Below are 14,781 nucleotides of genomic sequence, written 5' to 3'. Positions count from 1 at the left end.
ATCCGGAAGTCTAATCGATCAGTTTGCCGATGTTTTTCCAGCGCACACCGAACTTTTCCTTGTCCCACGACCAGTATTTGATGAAGGCCAGCCCCTTGATCTGATCGTTTCTGACGAATTTCCAGAAACGGCTGTCGTAGGATCTGTCGCGGTTATCCCCCATGACGAAGTAGGAGCTGGCGGGAACCGTGATCAGGTCGGTATTGTCGCGGGGGTTCTGTTCCTTGGGGATGATATCGTTTTCCTTGTGGACCTCGTGCGGATTTTCGTAAACCTTGCCGTTCACGTACACCTTTTTGTTGATGACCTGCACCGTGTCGCCGGGGGTGCCGATCACCCGCTTGATGAAATCCTTGCTCGGATCTTCAGGATATTCGAAGACGATGACATCACCTCGTCTCGGATCGCGGATTTTCAGAAGCCGGCTGGTGGTGAAAGGGATTTTCGTGCCGTAGATGAATTTGCTGACCAGAATGTGGTCGCCGATGGCCAGGGTATCTTCCATAGAACCCGAAGGTATCTTGAATGCCTGCACTACAAATGTGCGGATGACGAGCGCCAGGATGACGGCAATGATTATCGATTCGGCATATTCCCGCACGATGTGCTTTTTCTTGGGTTCGCGCTGGACATTGGCCGCTTCCGAGCTCATATTCTTGTAATCTTCCATGGGAATGTATCCTTCTTTGAGTTTATTCGGTGGAAAGCCGATTCTGCCGTTGCTAACCTTCCACCTTCAATATGGCGAGGAACGCCTCCTGCGGCAGTTCGACATTACCAACGTTTTTCATCCGCTTTTTCCCTTCCTTCTGTTTTTCAAGCAGTTTGCGCTTACGGGTGATATCTCCTCCGTAACATTTGGCGAGAACGTCCTTGCGCATGGCCTTGACGGTCTCCCGGGCAATGACCTTGTTGCCGATGGCCGCCTGGATCGCAATCTCGAACATCTGCCGGGGGATCAGCTCTTTCATCTTGGACACCAGGTCCCGGCCGCGGAAATAGGCCTTGTCCTTGTGGATGATCAGCGACAGGGCGTCGACCACCTCGCCGTTGATCATGATGTTGAGCCGTTCCAGGTTGCTCCGCCGGTAATCGAGATGCTCGTAGTCAAGTGATGCATACCCCTTGGTTATTGATTTGAGCCGGTCGTAGAAGTCGAGCACCACCTCGTTGAGGGGAAGCTCATAGATTACCATCACCCTGGTGGGGGTGAGGTACTTTATCTCCCGCTGCACGCCCCGTTTTTCCTCGCATAATGCGAGGATGCCGCCGACGAATTCATTCGGCACATGGATCGAGGCGAGGATAAACGGCTCCTCGACGTACTGGATCTCCTGCACGGGTGGGAGCTGGTTGGCGCTCTCGATGGTGATGATTGAGCCGTCCAGCCTGTGCACCTTGTAGACAACCGTGGGGGCAGTGGTAATCAGGTCGAGATTGAATTCCCGCTCCAGACGTTCCTGGATGATCTCCATATGCAGGAGGCCGAGAAAGCCGCAACGGAAGCCGAAGCCCAGCGCAAGAGAGGTTTCTGGTTCGTAGGAAAAGGAGGAGTCGTTCAGTTTCAGCTTGGCCAGTGCATCGCGCAACTGTTCGTACTGGGATGTGTCGATGGGATAAAGGCCGGAAAAAACCATCGGCTGCACTTCCTTGAAGCCGGGCAGAGGCCCGTCGCAGGGGTTGTGCAGTGAGGTGATGGTGTCGCCGACCTTGGCGTCCTGTACATCTTTAATCCCGGCAATGATGAAACCGACTTCACCGGCGGAAAGCGCGGCCACCTCGCACATGGCAGGGGAGAACACACCGACCTTCAGCACCTCGTAGTTGCGCCGGTTGGACATGAGCTGGATCTTGTCCCCTTTTTTGACCATGCCGTCCAGGATGCGGACGAGGACGATCACACCCTGATACTGGTCGTACCATGAGTCGAAAAGGAGCGCTTTTAGCGGTTTGTTCGAGTCGCCTTGCGGTGGCGGGATTTTCGTGACGATCTCTTCCAGTATTTCCCTTGTGCCTATCCCTTCCTTGGCGCTGGCCAGGACCGCGTCATGGGCATCCAGGCCGATGATGTCTTCGATTTCCTGCTTGACCCGCTCGGGATCGGCGGCAGGGAGATCTATCTTGTTGAGAACCGGAAAAACATCCAGGTCGTTTTCCAGGGCAAGATAGACATTGGCCAGCGTCTGGGCCTCGACCCCTTGAGAGGCGTCGACTACCAATAGAGCCCCTTCGCAGGCGGATAGGGAACGGGAGACCTCGTAGGTGAAGTCCACGTGTCCCGGCGTGTCGATCAAATTCAGTATATAGTCTTTGCCATTGGCAGCGCGGTAGTTGAGGCGTACTGCCTGGGCTTTGATGGTGATGCCGCGCTCACGCTCAAGGTCCATCTTGTCCAGAAACTGGTTCTGCATTTCCCGTTCGGAAAGCGCGCCGGTATATTCCAGAAGTCGGTCGGCCAGGGTCGATTTGCCGTGATCTATGTGCGCGATGATGGAAAAATTGCGGATGTTCTCTAATACCATAATTTCCTTTGTTTTACGTGGAGTATAACCAAAAAATGATATATAACTATGCGTTCAATGTAAAGGGATTTCTACGCGATGTCTCTGAGAGAAACTGCGGGTCTGAAAGGGGGATGAGGGGTAAGTCAGGCGTTTATTATTCTGTTCAGATCTTCCATGAGCCTGCCGATATCGACCTTGTGCACGGACGCGCCGTGTTCCACGGCCTCGAAGTCGGCTATCTGGCAATCATGGCAGTCCAGGCCGTATTTCTCGAAAACCGGGAGGGTTTGCGGGTACCTGCGGATGATTTCGCCGATGGTCATTTCCTTGCTTATCATAGAATTCCCCCTGTCATTTGCATACAAAAAGGCGGGAGCATCGCTCCCGCCTTCAGATTAGCAGAACAGACCGATTAATCAAATATTTTTTTGTTATTTGAGGTTCTTGATGGCCTCTTCAATGCGGTCCATCCCCTTCTTGATGTTTTCCATGCTGATGGCATAGGAGAGACGGGCGTACTTGTCGGCGCCGAAAGCCACGCCAGGCACGAGGGCCACCTTGGCCTCCTCCAGCAGGTAGGCGGCGAAGTCGGTGGAGTTGCTGATCACTTTGCCGTTGAAGCTCTTGCCGTAGACAGCGGAAAAATTGGGAAATACATAGAAGGCGCCGGTGGACCTGAAGCAGGTCACTCCCGGCATGGCGTTGAGCCGCTCGACGATGTAGGTCCGGCGCTTCTCGAACTCCACCTTCATTGCGGCCACTGCTTCCTGCGGGCCGTTGAGGGCCTCGACAGAGGCTTTCTGGGCAATGGATGTTGCGTTGGAGGTCGACTGGGACTGCATTTTGGTCATTGCGCCGATCAGCTCTTTGGGGCCGCAGGCGTAGCCGATCCGCCAGCCGGTCATGGCGTAGGTTTTGGAGACGCCGTTGACCACCACGGTGCGGGACTTCAACTCGGGAACCACCTGTACGATGTTGGCGAATTTGAGGCCGTCGTAGATCAGCCGCTCGTATATGTCGTCGGAGATGATGAGGAAGTCATGCTTGAGGCAGACCTGACCGATGGCCTTTAATTCCTCCTCGGTGTAGCTTGTGCCGGTGGGATTGCAGGGAGAGTTGAGAATCAGGGCCTTGGTCTTGGGGGTGACGGCCTTTTCCAGTTGTGCCGGCGTGATCTTGAAGGCGGTCTCTTCACCGGTCTCGATGAAGACCGAGGTGCCTCCGGCCAGTACGACCTGGTCGGGGTAGGAAACCCAGTAGGGTGCCGGGATGATGACTTCGTCGCCTTCCTGGATGAGGGCCTGGGAAATGTTGTAAAGGGTATGTTTCGCGCCGCAGGCCACGGAAATTTCGTCGCGGCTGTACTCCAGGCCGTGGTCCTTCTTCATCTTGGCGATGATGGCGTCCTTCAGATCATCGGCCCCGCCAACCGGCATGTAACGGGTAAAGCCGGCGTCAATGGCCTTCTTGCCTGCCTCACGGATGTTGGCTGGGGTGTCGAAATCGGGTTCACCGGCGCCGAATCCGATGACATCCACGCCTTGGGCTTTCAATGCTTTCGCTTTAGCGTCGATGGCCAGTGTGGGGGAAGGCTGGATCTTGTTTACGCGGTCTGCAAGTTTCATTTATTACCTCCTGAATATTGGTAGACTCTCGCTTCTCACTGTTATGAGCGGTTAAATTTGGCGTCAAGCGCCTTTTTCACTAGTGGCGGCACCAGACCATCTATGGGGCCGTTCAGGGAGCTCACCTCTTTGACGATCGATGATGAGAGATAGCTGTAAGGTACGGAGGTCATCATGAACAGGGTTTCCACCTCCTGGGTGATGCTCCTGTTCATCTGGGCCAGTTGAAATTCGTACTCAAAATCGGAAACCGCCCGCAAGCCGCGGATTATGACCGTCGCGCCTTGCTTGCGGACATAGTCTACCAGAAGCCCGTCAAAGGTGTCAACTTTTGCCCGACTGTTGTCTCCGAGGACTTCCCTGATCAGAGCGATGCGCTCTTCGACGTTGAAAAGGGAGTTTTTCTCCGAGTTACGGGCTACTGCAACAATTACCGTGTCGAAAACCTTCAGGCCCCGTTCGATAATGTCGATGTGGCCGTAAGTAATGGGATCAAATGAGCCGGGATAGACAGCTTTCTTCAGGGGCATAATCAACCTCTGTGAGACATGCTCAGGAAGGCCAGGGCTGTATCGCCGTAAACCCTCCTGTCAAATTCCTGTAATTGTCCGAAGGATGTCGGGATAGCTTCCTGTGCTGAAAATTCGGCAACGATGATCGTTTCATCGGTAATTAACCCGGATACTGCCAGGTATTCCAGTGTTTTTTCCGTTAAACCAGTCTGATAAGGTGGATCAAGAAAGACAAGGTGGAATTTCTCCCCGCGCTTTTCTAGTGCTTTCAGGGCAACCAGTGCCTCTTGGACGAGAATTCCGGCCTTTTGATCAAAGCCGAGCATCTCAAGATTCTTTCGTATAATTGCAGCAGATTCCCGGTGGCTGTCGACGAAGACCGTCCGGGTTCCGCCGCGGCTAAGTGCTTCGATGCCAAGATTGCCGGTTCCGGCAAAAATGTCAAGCACCCGTAGATCGCTGAAATCACCGATAAGGCTGGTCAGGATGTTGAATAGCGCTTCTTTCACCCGGTCGGCAGTCGGTCTGACCCGCATATTCTTCGGGGAAAAGAGTTTCCGGCCTTTTGCAGAGCCGCTTATTATGCGCAATCTACCCCTCTCCCCATTACGGTGCCAGCTTGTCGGAGCTGGACTGGTCTGCATGTGCGACACCGGCTATTCAAATATCAGAAAAAGATGACTTCTGCTTTAAAAAAGGTTAAAAATCTAACATGATGTCATTGGGGGAGTCAAGAATAACTTTGTTGTTGACAGGCTCCAGCAGCGGTATTTAAATGGAAAAACGGAGGATTCATTCATGCCTGATAACGCAGATTCCATGGAAAGACCCGACCTTGCCGGATATGCCGCCAAGAGCTCCGTGTCACGCGGACGGAAGCACAATGAGGAATTGCGCGACGGGCGGCCGGCATTCGAACGGGACCGTGACCGGATCATTCATTGCGCTGCGTTCAGGCGCCTTGAGTATAAGACCCAGGTGTTTGTCAATCACGAGGGTGACTACTATCGTACCCGGCTCACCCATTCACTGGAAGTGGCCCAGATCGGAAAAGGAATCGCCCGCAGGCTGAAGTTGAATGAGGAGTTGACCGAGGCGCTGGCCTTGGCTCACGACTTGGGGCATACGCCGTTCGGACATACCGGCGAAGAGGTCTTGAACCGGCTGATGGGGGGATTCGGCGGTTTCGAGCATAACCTGCAGTCACTCCGGGTCGTGGATGAGTTGGAGGAGAGGTATCCGGGGTTTAACGGCCTCAATCTTTCCTGGGAGGTGCGGGAGGGTATAATCAAGCATTCTTCGCCCTATGACCGCCCCGTGGGAGCGATTGCCGAATTTCTGCCGGGAACCGTCCCGACCATAGAAGCGCAGCTGATGAACTTCGCCGATGAAATTGCCTATAATAACCACGACATCGACGACGGTCTGAAATCCGGATTTATAACTCTCGAACAGCTTGAAACGGTTGAGCTTTGGCAAGAGGTTTACCGGGGGATCGATGTCAAGTACCCGGACATAGACCCTGAACGGAAAAAGTGTCAAACCATAAGCGCCCTGATCGGACTTTTGATAACGGACCTCACATCGACAACCAGCGACAATATTGCGGCCCATGGCATTTGTTCAATCGAAGACCTGCGCCGGGTAAACCGTCAGGTGGTGGCTTTCAGCCCCGGCGTCGCGGAAAAAAACAGGCAGCTGAAGCGCTTTCTCATGGAGAACCTCTACCGCCATTTCAAGGTTGAAAGGATGCGGGTCAAGGCGGAACGCTATCTGGTGCAACTCTTTGAGGTGTATATCTCGCATCCGACGCTTCTTCCCCGCAAATATCTGCAAAAAATGGAACGGGAAGGGCGGGAACGGGTGGTCTGCGACTACATTGCCGGTATGACCGACCGTTTTGCGCTTGATGAGTTCAAGAGGCTGTTCGAACCGTATGAAAGGGTTTAAAGGCGGTTCTATGTTCAATGTTCTACGTTCTACGTTGAAAACACTCGAACCTCGAACCTCGAACCTCGAACCTCGAACCTCGAACCTCGAACCTCGAACCTCGTCCTGCCCCTACGGGGCGTCGTCTTCCTTCCAGTGAATGGCGCTTACGGGGCAGCCGGCGATGCATTCCTGGATTTTATTTTCCGGCGCACCTTCCGGGTTATAGACGAAAGATTTCCCATCGACTAATTTAAATACTTCCGGCGCCAGTGAGACGCAGAGACCGCAACTGATACATGTATCGGTATTGACCCGAACAGTTCTTGCCATGCGCTGTTACCCCTTTCCTTTAACCAGGTGTCAGAAGCTTTTATATCATGCTTTCTCCCGTTGGCAACCTTGGCGTCCTGGATAATTAGCTTGACTTCCCATGCGTTTATGGGATAAAAAAATTACATATTTCAACAAATTCGAATCAGCTGATAGACGATAATACTAAACCACCTGTGAAGGTGGGGCGGAAAGCCTATTGGGTCTCCAGGAGACAGCCGGGTTGCCGAAATATCTCTAAAAAAGATATCCGGTCCCGGCTTTTTTTTATTTAACCAACCGGGCGGAAATGAAAGGAGAAGATTGAATGAAAAAAGTGTTTTTAGTGACGGTTCTGACCATGCTTGTTGGCTCCCAGCCGCTCCTGGCCGCAGATGTCGGTTTTGATATGAATATCAACATCGGCAATGGCGGCGGACGGACTGTAGTTGCTGCGCCGCCTCCGCAGCAGATCGTTATCGATGAGCCACCCGAGTTTATCGTGCCTTCAACTCTAGGTTTCTATGTTGCGGTAGGGGTGCCATACGATCTGTTCTATGTTTCCAACAGTTACTACCTCTATAGGGGGAATACCTGGTATCGCGGATCCCGTTACAATGGTCCGTGGGTGGCAACGTCCCATAGCAGACTTCCGCCAGGGCTTCGCCGGCACAAGTACCAGCGAATCAGGTCCATAAGGGATGAGGAATACAGGCGTTATCGCGAAGACGAGGGGCATTACCGCGGCAAGCATTTCCGTCCCGGCAGGGAAGCGAAGGAACACCGCAAGGAAGAGCATGAGCGGATGAAAGAGGAACGGAAGTGGGAGAAGGAAGATCGGAAGCGGGAGAAGGAAGATCGTAAACACGGCAGGCACAATAGAGACGACGATTGACTTTTAGTCCCTGCGAGGGGATCGGATAACGCAGAAGGCGAGGGAATTTTCCCTCGCCTTTTTTATTGACATTATTTGCTTTTCTGCTTGGTTTTCTCCGACGGCAGTTCGATGACGGGTTCTTTTGCCTTTTTGTAGAGGAGGAATGTCCGGCCGAGAATTTGCGCAACTTCCGCGTTGCAGGCTTCTGCCAGTGCGGCGGCGGCTTCGCTCCGCTCAAGCAGGCAGCTTTCCAGTATCTTTACCTTGATCAGTTCGTGGGCGGCAATGGATTCGACCGTTTCCTTGACAAGGGCTTCGTTTACTTCCCCTTTTCCGATGGTAATTACCGGCTTGAGGGAGTGGCCGAGACTTCTGAGGAACCTTTTCTGTTTTCCTGTCAGCATGTTATCTTCTTTCAATGGTTAATTTCACGCAAAGCGTCTTATATAACATCTCCTATCGGTGAAGGCAAATACATAAAATTTGTTGCGCGACCCGGTTCCAGGAAAGCGGCAACCAGTGTTTATAATGTAATCAAATATGTAGTCTAAAACTACTCAGCGTTGCGTGGTGATGGGGCGGTTGAATGGAAAACTAAAAGTCCGTGAATGTGTGAAATGGGAATATACACGCAATAACAATATGTTGTAGTTAGGGTGTGTCTATTTTTCCGTGTGGTGTGCAGGTGGCACGAATTTGGCATTTAGATACCCTCAAGCTTATCGTGCGCAGGACGGTTATAAATAACGAATATCGACGTACCGGCTCCAGGAGGTTTAAAGGTGCTTTATAAATCCGTAAATGAATCATTCAACGAGTTCAACATTGACAGAAGCGATGCCAAGTGCATCCGCTGCAAGGTCTGCATTCGCCAGTGCGCCTACGAGGTTCACTCTTATATCGATGCTGACGATGTTCTTGTCGAAGACAGTACCAGCTGCATAGGCTGTCGTCGCTGCTCGGCCCTTTGTCCGACCGGCGCCATCACCATTCGCTTGAACGAGGAAAACTTCAAGAAAAACGAGTCGTGGTCCGGGGCGCACATCAGAAATCTTTACGCCCAGGCGGATACCGGCGGCATCCTTCTTGCGGCCATGGGTAATCCCGCCAAATATCCCATTTATTGGGATCATATGCTGCTGGACGCGTCACAGGTGACCAATCCCTCCATCGACCCGCTCCGGGAGCCGATGGAGCTCCGCACTTATCTGGGTAAAAAACCCCACTCCATAGAAGTGGTGCACGATAAGAAGAGCGGCAAGCCTTCGCTGAAAACCAAGCTTTCACCGCAGCTGAAGCTTGAGTATCCGTTTATTTTTTCCGCCATGAGCTACGGCGCGCTGAATCTGAACGCGCATAGGGCAATGGCCGCTGCCGCCCAGGAGCTGGGAACGCTCTATAACACAGGCGAAGGTGGTCTGCACAAGGATCTTTATCGGTATGGCAAGAACGTCATCGTCCAGGTCGCTTCCGGTCGCTTCGGCGTCAGTGAGCAGTACCTGAATGCTGGTGTCGGCATTGAGATCAAGGTGGGGCAGGGGGCCAAGCCCGGTATCGGCGGTCACCTCCCGGGGGAGAAGGTCAACGACCAGATATCCGAAACAAGGATGATTCCCGTGGGTGCTGACGCCATCTCCCCGGCGCCCCATCATGATATTTACTCCATCGAGGACCTGCGTCAGCTCATCTATGCCCTTAAGGAAGCAACCAACTATGAGAAACCGGTATCGGTCAAGATCGCTGCCGTGCACCATGTGGCAGCCATCGCATCCGGTATCGCCCGGGCAGGGGCCGACATCATCACCATTGACGGTTTCCGGGGGGGGACAGGCGCGGCGCCGCAAGTGATCCGCGACAACGTCGGCATCCCGATGGAACTGGCACTTGCAGCGGTCGATTCCCGTCTTCGCGACGAAGGCATCAGGAACCAGGTATCCATAGTCGTCGGCGGCGGCGTGAGAAACTCCGGCGACGCCATAAAGGCCATTGCCCTCGGAGCAGACGCCATCAACCTCGGCACTTCCACCCTGCTGGCCCTCGGCTGTACCCTCTGTCAGCGCTGCTACACCGGCAAGTGCCCGTGGGGGATCACCACCAATAATCCTTACCTGGCCAAGCGACTGAACCCTGAGATCGGTGCGGAAAAGCTCGTCAACCTTGTCCACGCCTGGGGGCACGAGATGAAGGAGATCCTTGGCGGTATGGGTCTGAATGCCCTCGAATCACTGCGCGGCAATCGTTACAAACTGCGCGCAGTGGGACTTTCCGAAAAAGACATGAATTTACTCGGCGTCATGCCGGCTGGAGAATAAACCCGTTCTATGTTCGAGGTTCTACGTTCTAGGTTATTTTACAACATAGAACTTAGAACACGGAACGTAGAACTGCTTTCAAGAGGAACAAGGATGAAACGCATATATTCAATAGAAGACGCCTGTATCGGCTGCCATCTCTGCGAGGTGGCCTGTATCACCGAACATTCACAATCCAAGGACCCGGTCAAGGCCTTTCTCCATGAACCGGTTCGCCCCATTTCCCGCTGTACCGTGGAAGAATGGGATGGCGGGGTTATCTCCCTTTCCACCAACTGCCGCCATTGCGATGAGCCTGACTGCCTCCGTGCCTGCATCTCCGGCGCCATCCAGAAACAGGAGAACGGCGTGGTGCTGATCGACACGGAACAGTGCGTCGGCTGCTGGTCGTGTGTCATGGCCTGCCCCTACGGTGCTGTGCAGCGTAACCTGAACAAAAAGAAGGCCAACAAATGCGATCTCTGCCCGGAGCGTGAAAACCCGGCCTGTGTTGACGCCTGCCCCAACCGGGCGCTTGTTTACAAGGAGGGGAGCCAGAAATGAACTACGTGATTATCGGCAACTCGGTTGCCGCAGTCGGCGCCATCAGGGGCATCAGGAATCATGACAGCGAGGGAACGATTACCGTTATTTCCCGGGAAAACCACATCGCCTATGGCCGTCCCCTGATTTCCTATCTTCTCGGCGGAACAATAACCGAAAAGCGGATGGCTTATCTGCCGGAAGATTTTTATGAAAAGAACCGGGTCAACCTGCTGCTTGGTTCGGAAGTGGTCGGTGTCGACAGCGATAAAAAGCGGGTGAAGCTGGCTGCAGGTGATACTATTCCGTTCGATAAGCTCCTCATCGCTACCGGCGGCGATCCCTTTGTCCCGCCCATCGAGGGCATGTCGGGCAAGGAGAAGGTATTTACCTTTACCACATGGGATGACGCCGCAAAACTGAAGGGCCTGGCCTACGACATCCAGCGGGTAGTGGTGATCGGTGGCGGTCTGATCGGCCTCAAGGCGGCAGAAGGTCTTTACCAACTGGAGAAAAAGGTGACCATCGTCGAGCTGGCAGACCGGATTCTCTCCGCTGCCTTCGACCGCACCGCCGGACGGATCGTGGCAAAGAAGATGAAAGCCAACGGTATCGATGTCATTACCGAAGACACGGTGGTCAGGATCGAGGGTGAGGGGGCTGCGATAAGTGGTGTTACCCTTAAATCGGGCGACTTCATTCCTTGCGACACAGTGATCGTCGCCATCGGCGTTCGCCCGGCAGCCGGCTTCCTGAAAGGGAGCAAGGTGGAAGTCAACCGCGGCATTGTCGTCGATGACCGGATGGAAACCTCGGCAAAAGGTATCTACGCTGCCGGCGACGTGGCCGAGGCCCGGGACTTTTTCACATCAAGCAAGAATCCCATGCCGATCTGGCCGGATGCCTATATCCAGGGCGACGTGGCCGGCGTGTCCATGGCCGGCAAGGATAAGGGGTATGCGGGGGGGCTGGCCATGAACTCCATCGAACTGTTCAAGGTGCCGACCATCTCCATGGGGATCACCAATCCGTCGGATGAGAAGGAGTTTGAAATCCTTACCTATCAGGACCAGGAAAACTACCAGTATCGCAAGATCGTTCTGAAGAATAATCTCCTCATGGGAGCGGTGCTTGTCGGCGCAGTGGACCGGGCCGGCATCTTCGCCGGGCTGATTCGGGAGAAGATCGATGTTGCTCCTTTCAAGGATAAGCTTTTGGCCGTCGATTTCGGCTTCATCCATCTGACCAGGGAGATTCGCAGCACCCTTTTTGCGCCGCAAGGGAAAGTAGCTTAAAAACAGGCTGTAGGAGCGAGGTTAAAGGAGCGAGGAAGAGAGACTACTTTTTCTTGATCCTCGTACCTCGTACCTTTTAGTTAATCGGAGAACCATAATCTCATGAAAAGACAACCGACCCATATATTTGAGAAAGACATTTCAAACTGCGGTTTGACCGGATTTATATCCAAGACGGGAAAACTGGTTGAAGGGGAAGTGATCATCAAGTCGATCACCCTTATGCATGACCGCGGCAACGGCTTGGGTGGAGGTTTTGCCGCCTATGGCATTTACCCGGACTATAAGGAGTTTTTTGCCTTTCACCTGATGTACGAGAGCGGCATGGCCCTGCAACTGACCGAGGAGTATCTCGAAGAACATTTCTTCGTCGAACAGCAGGAGGATATTCCGACCCGCCGCATTGCCGCCATTGCCAATCCGCCCGTCTTCAAGCGTTATTTCGTCAAGCCGCTTGAGACTGCCGATTACAAAGAGGCTGTCGAATTCCAGAACATGACCGTCGAGGACGTGATCGTCGGTCATGTCATGCGCATAAACAACGAGATCGAAGGCGCATTTGTCGTTTCCTCGGGCAAGAACATGGGGGCGTTCAAGGGTGTCGGCTATCCCGAAGAGATCGCCGACTTCTTCCGCCTGGAAGAATACAAGGGTTATATCTGGACAGCCCACAACCGTTTCCCGACCAACACACCCGGCTGGTGGGGGGGCGCACACCCCTTTACCCTGCTTGACTGGTCCATTGTCCACAACGGGGAAATTTCCTCCTATGGCATTAACAAGCGTTACCTGGAGATGTACGGCTACCTCTGCACCATGCTCACCGACACCGAGGTGGTGGCCTACATGCTCGACCTTTTGATAAGAAAGCACGGCCTGACGCCTGAACTTGCGAGCATGGCCCTCGCAGCGCCGTTCTGGGACATGATCGACACGTTGCCGGAAGACGAACGCCAGTTGCTGACCGCTATTCGCCAGGTGTACGGCAGTGGCCTTCTCAACGGCCCATTTGCCATCCTCTTCGCCAGCAATGAGGGGCTGATCGGCCTCAACGACCGGGTCAAGCTCCGGCCGCTGGTCTGCGCCACCAAGGATGACTTCGTCTACATGGCTTCGGAAGAGGCTGCCATCCGTGAGATATGTCCCGCCCCCGATCATGTCTGGTCTCCCCGCGGCGGAGAGCCGGTCATTGCCAAGCTGAATCCGGGAGTATTTTGAACCAGGTTCAAGGTTCTAAGTTCGAGGTTCAAGGTTTTAAAACATTGAACATTGAACGTTGAACATTGAACTTTAACTTTAGAGGTGTTTACCATGAAAATCGACGCACAGGGCGTATATTACAGAGATCTGAATACAAAAATCCGTGAGGCGGTTGCTGGCGGTGCTGATAAAATTGACCTGGTCAATGTCAACGGCCAGTACTTTATCGGCGATGGTATCAACAAGCCGGTCACCATTACGGTTAACGGTGTGCCGGGCAATGACCTGGGGGCTTTCATGAACGGCGCCACGATCATTGTCAGGGACAACGGCCAGGACAACATCGGCAACACCATGAATGCCGGCAAGGTGGTGGTGCATGGCCATGCGGGCGACGTGCTCGGTTACGGCATGCGCGGCGGCCGCATCCACATCTTGAAAGATGTCGGCTACCGGGTAGGCATCCATATGAAATCCTATCAGGACAACAAGCCGGTGCTCGTGGCGGGCGGCAAGGCAGGAGACTTCTTCGGCGAATACATGGCCGGCGGGGTGCTCGTCCTGCTCGGCATGTTCACCGATGCGCCCGAAAAGTCGAAGCACGGTTTCCGTTTCGGCACCGGTATGCACGGCGGGGTTATCTATGTCCGTGGCGGAGTGGATGAAGCGAAACTTTCCAGTGAAGTCGGCGTGTTCGACCTGACCCCTGAGGATCGGCAAGAACTGGAGGGATATCTTCAGGAATTCAGCAAGGACTTTAAACTGGACTTTAAAGAAATCATGCGGGAAAAATTTGTCAAGATACTCCCCAAGAGCAAGCGTCCTTACGGCAACATGTACTGCGCTATGCCTCGCTAGTATAGATACGAGAACACTTCAGAGCATAATAAAAAGCCGCCTTTGTCAGCGTAAAGTTGACGGGCGGCTTTTTGTTTGTGGATAGGGGGATGAAAGCGGCAATGCAAATGTGTTTTGGATATTTATCCTAGAAAAAGCAGTTCATTACCGCAAAGCCGCAAAGTTCGCAAAGAAATCAAAGAGTTAATAAACAGCCTGTGATCACCTTTTGGGTAAGAAGGTTTTCTGTATCAAATGTATTGATTTTCTTCGCGTTCTTGGCGTCTTTGCGGTTCAAATGCCGTTTTTAGAATAGAAGGCGGCTCAAGCCAATTTACTCATTCCTCTTTGTTGATCCTTATAACCTGAAGCACTCCCGGCATCTTTTCCAACTCTGCGGCTTCAAGTTTATCCGTGTCGCCGATAACTCCGATAATGACCCGGTTTGCCCCGGTCGACTGGTGAATATCGAAATTCCTGTTGATCAGATACTCCTTAATATGGACCTGTGCCAGGTCTTTGGCGTTTTGCTTCATGATTATCAACACCCGTTCGTCCTCCTTGGCAGTGTCATAGTTCCCTGCTGGTCATAATCCTTTCCAGTCTTCGCGATTCATCGATAACCCGTTCGAACAGCCTGACAATTGCCTGATCGTCCAAGGGACCTGGATTTTCCTCTTGCATCCGCTTAAAAATCTTCTTTTCTCGGGATGGGTCGTAGACCGGGAGAGCAAGCCCTTTTTTGATTTCGCCAATTTTCAGCGCAAGATTAGCCCGTTCATTGAAGATTCGCAGCAGTTCGCTGTCGAGATTGTCTATTTGCTCTCTTAAATTGTCAATGTTCATGAAGTCCCCG

General features: G+C 53.2%; 17 protein-coding genes and 1 riboswitch. Of the genes, 7 read left to right on the top strand and 10 right to left on the bottom strand.

The genetic code is table 11. The features are described from left to right. Positions 1-10: 10 nt before the first annotated feature. From lepB to rsmD, 6 genes are all read right to left on the bottom strand, one after another. Complete coding sequence (gene lepB, locus GURA_RS12750; protein WP_011939369.1) at positions 11-670, bottom strand: signal peptidase I; 660 nt, start codon at positions 668-670, stop codon at positions 11-13. A gap of 52 nt (positions 671-722) precedes the next feature. After that, a complete protein-coding gene (gene lepA, locus GURA_RS12745) occupies positions 723-2,522 on the bottom strand; it encodes a translation elongation factor 4 (protein WP_011939368.1) in 1,800 nt (599 codons plus the stop codon). 125 nt (positions 2,523-2,647) lie between these two features. Then, a complete protein-coding gene (locus GURA_RS12740) occupies positions 2,648-2,842 on the bottom strand; it encodes a DUF1858 domain-containing protein (protein ID WP_011939367.1) in 195 nt (64 codons plus the stop codon). A 93-nt stretch (positions 2,843-2,935) separates the two neighbouring features. Further along, the gene (locus GURA_RS12735; protein WP_011939366.1) at positions 2,936-4,129 is read right to left on the bottom strand and encodes a pyridoxal phosphate-dependent aminotransferase; all 1,194 of its coding nucleotides are present in this window, start codon (positions 4,127-4,129) and stop codon (positions 2,936-2,938) included. 41 nt (positions 4,130-4,170) lie between these two features. Next, positions 4,171-4,659 carry a pantetheine-phosphate adenylyltransferase gene (gene coaD / locus GURA_RS12730; RefSeq protein WP_011939365.1) on the bottom strand — a complete coding sequence of 163 codons (489 nt, stop codon included), beginning with the start codon at positions 4,657-4,659 and terminating at the stop codon, positions 4,171-4,173. Positions 4,660-4,661: 2 nt separating this feature from the next. Further along, on the bottom strand, positions 4,662-5,285 hold the full coding sequence (rsmD, locus tag GURA_RS12725; RefSeq protein ID WP_011939364.1) for a 16S rRNA (guanine(966)-N(2))-methyltransferase RsmD: 624 nt from the start codon (positions 5,283-5,285) through the stop codon (positions 4,662-4,664). 154 nt (positions 5,286-5,439) lie between these two features. Between rsmD and GURA_RS12720 the strand changes: the two genes are divergently transcribed. After that, positions 5,440-6,591, top strand: coding sequence for a deoxyguanosinetriphosphate triphosphohydrolase (locus GURA_RS12720; RefSeq protein WP_011939363.1), 1,152 nt, complete (start codon positions 5,440-5,442; stop codon positions 6,589-6,591). Between the two features lie 111 nt (positions 6,592-6,702). On the opposite strand, the gene GURA_RS12715 is transcribed toward GURA_RS12720, so the two are convergent. After that, positions 6,703-6,903: a ferredoxin gene (locus GURA_RS12715; RefSeq protein ID WP_011939362.1), complete on the bottom strand. Its 201-nt coding sequence runs from the start codon at positions 6,901-6,903 to the stop codon at positions 6,703-6,705. A 154-nt stretch (positions 6,904-7,057) separates the two neighbouring features. Continuing rightward, positions 7,058-7,134: riboswitch (cyclic di-GMP riboswitch) on the top strand. Between the two features lie 76 nt (positions 7,135-7,210). Here GURA_RS12715 and GURA_RS12710 point away from each other — a divergent pair. Next, complete coding sequence (locus GURA_RS12710; RefSeq protein WP_011939361.1) at positions 7,211-7,777, top strand: YXWGXW repeat-containing protein; 567 nt, start codon at positions 7,211-7,213, stop codon at positions 7,775-7,777. A 71-nt stretch (positions 7,778-7,848) separates the two neighbouring features. On the opposite strand, the gene yhbY is transcribed toward GURA_RS12710, so the two are convergent. Further along, entirely contained in the window at positions 7,849-8,163 is a 315-nt protein-coding gene (gene yhbY / locus GURA_RS12705; protein ID WP_011939360.1) for a ribosome assembly RNA-binding protein YhbY, read from the bottom strand. 378 nt (positions 8,164-8,541) lie between these two features. On the opposite strand from yhbY, the gene GURA_RS12700 reads away from it, so the two are divergent. The 5 genes from GURA_RS12700 (at position 8,542) to GURA_RS12680 (ending at position 13,946) form a co-directional block, all read left to right on the top strand. Then, on the top strand, positions 8,542-10,071 hold the full coding sequence (locus GURA_RS12700) for a glutamate synthase-related protein (RefSeq protein ID WP_011939359.1): 1,530 nt from the start codon (positions 8,542-8,544) through the stop codon (positions 10,069-10,071). Between the two features lie 93 nt (positions 10,072-10,164). Beyond that, positions 10,165-10,614, top strand: coding sequence for a 4Fe-4S dicluster domain-containing protein (locus GURA_RS12695; RefSeq protein ID WP_011939358.1), 450 nt, complete (start codon positions 10,165-10,167; stop codon positions 10,612-10,614). Next, positions 10,611-11,888 carry an NAD(P)/FAD-dependent oxidoreductase gene (locus tag GURA_RS12690; protein WP_011939357.1) on the top strand — a complete coding sequence of 426 codons (1,278 nt, stop codon included), beginning with the start codon at positions 10,611-10,613 and terminating at the stop codon, positions 11,886-11,888. The genes GURA_RS12695 and GURA_RS12690 overlap by 4 nt, the downstream gene beginning before the upstream one ends. A 102-nt stretch (positions 11,889-11,990) precedes the next feature. Next, complete coding sequence (locus GURA_RS12685; RefSeq protein WP_011939356.1) at positions 11,991-13,106, top strand: class II glutamine amidotransferase; 1,116 nt, start codon at positions 11,991-11,993, stop codon at positions 13,104-13,106. A gap of 93 nt (positions 13,107-13,199) precedes the next feature. Further along, entirely contained in the window at positions 13,200-13,946 is a 747-nt protein-coding gene (locus GURA_RS12680; protein WP_011939355.1) for a GltB/FmdC/FwdC-like GXGXG domain-containing protein, read from the top strand. A gap of 317 nt (positions 13,947-14,263) precedes the next feature. Here GURA_RS12680 and GURA_RS12675 read toward each other — a convergent pair whose 3' ends face one another. Then, entirely contained in the window at positions 14,264-14,473 is a 210-nt protein-coding gene (locus GURA_RS12675; RefSeq protein ID WP_011939354.1) for a hypothetical protein, read from the bottom strand. A 22-nt stretch (positions 14,474-14,495) separates the two neighbouring features. Then, positions 14,496-14,771 (bottom strand): chorismate mutase, encoded by a 276-nt coding sequence (pheA, locus tag GURA_RS12670; RefSeq protein WP_011939353.1) that lies wholly within the window; start codon positions 14,769-14,771, stop codon positions 14,496-14,498. Positions 14,772-14,781: the final 10 nt, after the last annotated feature.

The sequence above is a fragment of the Geotalea uraniireducens Rf4 genome, assembly GCF_000016745.1.
Classification (GTDB): Bacteria; Desulfobacterota; Desulfuromonadia; order Geobacterales; family Geobacteraceae; genus Geotalea; species Geotalea uraniireducens.
Note: the sequence above shows the minus strand (reverse complement) of the source record. Positions and strands in the feature narration are given on the sequence as shown.

Coding starts and splice junctions, on each gene's coding strand:
- lepB (WP_011939369.1), bottom strand. CDS start 670: ATGGAAGATTACAAGAATATGAGCTCGGAAGCGGCCAATGTCCAGCGC.
- lepA (WP_011939368.1), bottom strand. CDS start 2,522: ATGGTATTAGAGAACATCCGCAATTTTTCCATCATCGCGCACATAGAT.
- GURA_RS12740 (WP_011939367.1), bottom strand. CDS start 2,842: ATGATAAGCAAGGAAATGACCATCGGCGAAATCATCCGCAGGTACCCG.
- GURA_RS12735 (WP_011939366.1), bottom strand. CDS start 4,129: ATGAAACTTGCAGACCGCGTAAACAAGATCCAGCCTTCCCCCACACTG.
- coaD (WP_011939365.1), bottom strand. CDS start 4,659: ATGCCCCTGAAGAAAGCTGTCTATCCCGGCTCATTTGATCCCATTACT.
- rsmD (WP_011939364.1), bottom strand. CDS start 5,285: ATGCAGACCAGTCCAGCTCCGACAAGCTGGCACCGTAATGGGGAGAGG.
- GURA_RS12720 (WP_011939363.1), top strand. CDS start 5,440: ATGCCTGATAACGCAGATTCCATGGAAAGACCCGACCTTGCCGGATAT.
- GURA_RS12715 (WP_011939362.1), bottom strand. CDS start 6,903: ATGGCAAGAACTGTTCGGGTCAATACCGATACATGTATCAGTTGCGGT.
- GURA_RS12710 (WP_011939361.1), top strand. CDS start 7,211: ATGAAAAAAGTGTTTTTAGTGACGGTTCTGACCATGCTTGTTGGCTCC.
- yhbY (WP_011939360.1), bottom strand. CDS start 8,163: ATGCTGACAGGAAAACAGAAAAGGTTCCTCAGAAGTCTCGGCCACTCC.
- GURA_RS12695 (WP_011939358.1), top strand. CDS start 10,165: ATGAAACGCATATATTCAATAGAAGACGCCTGTATCGGCTGCCATCTC.
- GURA_RS12690 (WP_011939357.1), top strand. CDS start 10,611: ATGAACTACGTGATTATCGGCAACTCGGTTGCCGCAGTCGGCGCCATC.
- GURA_RS12685 (WP_011939356.1), top strand. CDS start 11,991: ATGAAAAGACAACCGACCCATATATTTGAGAAAGACATTTCAAACTGC.
- GURA_RS12680 (WP_011939355.1), top strand. CDS start 13,200: ATGAAAATCGACGCACAGGGCGTATATTACAGAGATCTGAATACAAAA.
- pheA (WP_011939353.1), bottom strand. CDS start 14,771: ATGAACATTGACAATTTAAGAGAGCAAATAGACAATCTCGACAGCGAA.